The 3,059-nt window shown below is 62.6% G+C and carries 5 protein-coding genes; all 5 read left to right on the top strand.

The window, feature by feature from the left end:
* Positions 1-521, top strand: a 521-nt coding sequence (locus IRZ12_RS16850) for a DUF47 domain-containing protein (protein ID WP_296471020.1), incomplete at its 5' end; no start/stop codon positions are given.
* Between the two features lie 12 nt (positions 522-533).
* Entirely contained in the window at positions 534-1,541 is a 1,008-nt protein-coding gene (locus IRZ12_RS16845) for an inorganic phosphate transporter (RefSeq protein WP_296471018.1), read from the top strand.
* A gap of 124 nt (positions 1,542-1,665) precedes the next feature.
* Positions 1,666-2,076 carry a DoxX family protein gene (locus IRZ12_RS16840; RefSeq protein WP_296471016.1) on the top strand — a complete coding sequence of 137 codons (411 nt, stop codon included), beginning with the start codon at positions 1,666-1,668 and terminating at the stop codon, positions 2,074-2,076.
* A 65-nt stretch (positions 2,077-2,141) separates the two neighbouring features.
* Positions 2,142-2,567, top strand: coding sequence for a PaaI family thioesterase (locus IRZ12_RS16835; RefSeq protein WP_296471013.1), 426 nt, complete (start codon positions 2,142-2,144; stop codon positions 2,565-2,567).
* On the top strand, positions 2,560-3,059 hold a 500-nt coding region (locus IRZ12_RS16830), incomplete at its 3' end, for an alpha/beta hydrolase fold domain-containing protein (RefSeq protein WP_296471010.1). The genes IRZ12_RS16835 and IRZ12_RS16830, both read left to right, overlap by 8 nt.

The following is a 3,059-nucleotide window of genomic DNA, read 5'->3' as shown; positions in this document are numbered from 1 at the left end:
ACCTGGACCAAGCCGAGGAGCGCGTCAAGAGCATCGAGACGCTGGAGAAAAAGGCCGACAAGGTTACCCACGATACGATCGACCTGCTGCACAAGACCTTCATCACCCCGCTGGACCGGGATCAAATCCACCAGCTCATCACGACCATGGACGACATCCTCGACCTGATGGAGGACGCCGCCCAGTGCATCAACCTGTACGACATCCGTTCAGTCACGCCCGACGCCAAGGCCTTGGCCGACATAAGCGTGCAGTGCTGCGACCGCCTGTACATGGTGGTGAGCCTGCTACGCGACCTGAATGACACGGCCAGCATCATGAAGATCTGCGAAGAGATCGACCGGCTCGAGTCAGACGCCGACCGGGTCATGCGCCGCGGCATGGGCAGGCTGTTCCGCGATGAAGCCGATACGCGCCAATTGATCAAGATGAAAGCCATCTACGAATTGCTGGAAGAAATCACCGACAAGTGCGAAGACGTTGCCAATTTGATCGAAGGCATCGTCCTGGAAAACGCCTAGTCGGGATACTTCATGGACACGCTTCAAATCAGCCTAGTCACACTCTCCGTCCTGGTCCTCCTGGCACTCATTTTCGATTTCATGAATGGGTTCCACGATGCGGCCAATTCCATCGCCACCGTGGTTTCCACGGGAGTGCTCAAACCCCACCACGCGGTCGTCTTCGCCGCGTTTTTTAATTTCGCCGCCCTTTTCGTCTTCCATCTCAAGGTGGCTGCCACCGTCGGGAAGGGAATCATCGACCCGACGGTGGTAGACCATTACGTCGTGTTCGGCGCATTGGTCGGAGCCATCGCATGGAACATCATCACTTGGTATTTCGGCATCCCGTCGTCGTCCTCGCATGCGCTCATCGGCGGCATCGTCGGAGCCGGCCTGGCGAGCGCCGGGCCTTCCGTGCTGATGTTCCGCGAGATCCTCTACATCGTCGCCTTCATCGTCGTGTCGCCGCTGCTGGGCTTCGTGCTCGGCGGTTTTCTGATGCTATTGGTGTCGTGGCTACTGCGCCGCGCGCGCCCGCTCAAGGTCGACGGCTGGTTCCGCAGGCTGCAGCTGCTGTCGGCGGGGATGTACAGCCTCGGGCACGGCGGCAACGACGCGCAGAAAACCATCGGCATCATCTGGTTGCTGCTGATCGCCGCCAACGTGCCGGGTGCGCATGACCATGTCCCCGTCTGGGTCATCATCAGCTGCTATGCGGCGATCGCCCTGGGAACGATGTTCGGCGGCTGGCGCATCGTCAAGACCATGGGACAGCGCATCACCAAGCTCAAGCCAGTCGGCGGGTTCTGCGCGGAAACCGGCGGCGCCTTGACGCTGTTCCTGACCGCGCTGCTCGGCATCCCGGTCTCCACCACTCACACCATCACCGGCGCCATCGTCGGCGTCGGCTCCAGCCGCAAGTTCAATGCGGTGCGCTGGGGAGTGGCGGGAAACATCGTCTGGGCATGGATACTCACCATCCCAGCCTCGGCCCTCGTGGCGGCTGCCGCGTGGTGGGTAGGGAAGAGCATTTTCTGAGTTCCGGGCGTTTGGTTTCGCATCGTTTCCAGTAAGATGGCGGCGGCCGCCCGAGCTGCCGCGCCGGATCCCGGAAAGCACGCTCACGTGCCCGCACTTCCCACCCAACGTGAACGGAGAAGCCATGACACCTGCACCCATACGCTCCCTGCTCGAATCGCGCGCGTTGTTGCTGCTCGGACGCATTGCCTTGACATTCATGTTCTGGCTTAGTGGCCTGACAAAGCTCATCAATTTCCAGGACGGCGTAGCCGAAATGAGCCATTTCGGGCTCGAACCGGCATGGCTCTTCAACGCCCTGACCATCATCGTCCAGCTCGGCGGCTCACTGCTGATCATCTTCAACCGCGCGGCTTGGCTCGGCGCGGGTGCATTGGCCGTGTTCACGGTGATGACCATTCCCATCGCCCACGCTTTCTGGAACATGGAAGGCGAACAGGCCTTCCTGGAAATGATGTTCGTGTTCGAACACATCACCGTGATCGGCGCCCTGATCCTGGCGTCCATCCTGGGTCATCGCACGGCGAGCCGCTGATTTTCGCTGGAGGACCAGACCTGCCATGATCCGCCAAATCGAATCGACTCCGACGGGGTTGCCGCATGCCCACGGATAGCCCGCGAACCGTCACGGACGTACCCATCCCGTTTCTGGCCTGGCTGGGCGCCAAGCTCGTCAAGGCCGAAGGCGGGCGTTCGGAAGTCAGATTGGATGTCCAAGCCCATCACTGCAACAGTTGGCAGGTCTGCCACGGTGGGGTCTTGATGACCATGCTGGACGCCGCCATGGCAACCGCCGCACGTTCGCTGCACCCAGAGATGCGCGGCGGCGCCACGGTGGACATGACCACCAGTTTCGTGCGCCCTGGCGATGGCAACCTCGTGGCCTACGGCAACTGCTACCACCGCTCGAGCACCATGGCGTTCTGCGACGCCGAAGTGCGCGATGCCGGGGGCGGGCTCGTGGCGCGCGCCAGCGGCACATTCAAGTACATCAAGAAACGAGGGGACCAAGGGGGCGATGGCTGAGGCGCCCCATCCGCGTCCGCTCGACCCCCAGGTGGCCGATCTCGTGGCGCGCATCAAGCGCGCCAACCGGCCACCATACTGGCAGTATTCGCCCGAGGAAGCGCGTGCCTTCCACGACAAGGCCAGCAAAGTCCTCGACATCGCACCGGCCCCGGTTGCGGAAGCCAGGGAGCTCGCGGTACCCGTCGGCGAAGGGAGCATACACGCGCGCCTTTACACCGGCAACGACACCCGCGAACCCGCGCCGCTCGTCATCTTTTCCCACGGCGGTGGATTCACGGTGGGTAGCGTGGAAACCTACGACGCCATCTGCCGGATGCTGGCCAATGGCGCGCACTGCAAAGTGCTGTCCCTCGCGTATCGGCTCGCGCCCGAACACCGATTTCCCACCGCCGCCGAAGATGTCTACGCTGCCTGGCGATGGGCGTTCGACCGGCATGCGGAGCTGGGCGTCGATGCGGTCCGCGTCGTGGGCATGGGCGACAGCGCGGG

Origin of the sequence: Pigmentiphaga sp. (assembly GCF_019689535.1) — a bacterium.
Taxonomy (GTDB): domain Bacteria; phylum Pseudomonadota; class Gammaproteobacteria; order Burkholderiales; family Burkholderiaceae_B; genus Pigmentiphaga.
This window is presented reverse-complemented; position numbering and strand designations above follow the sequence as displayed.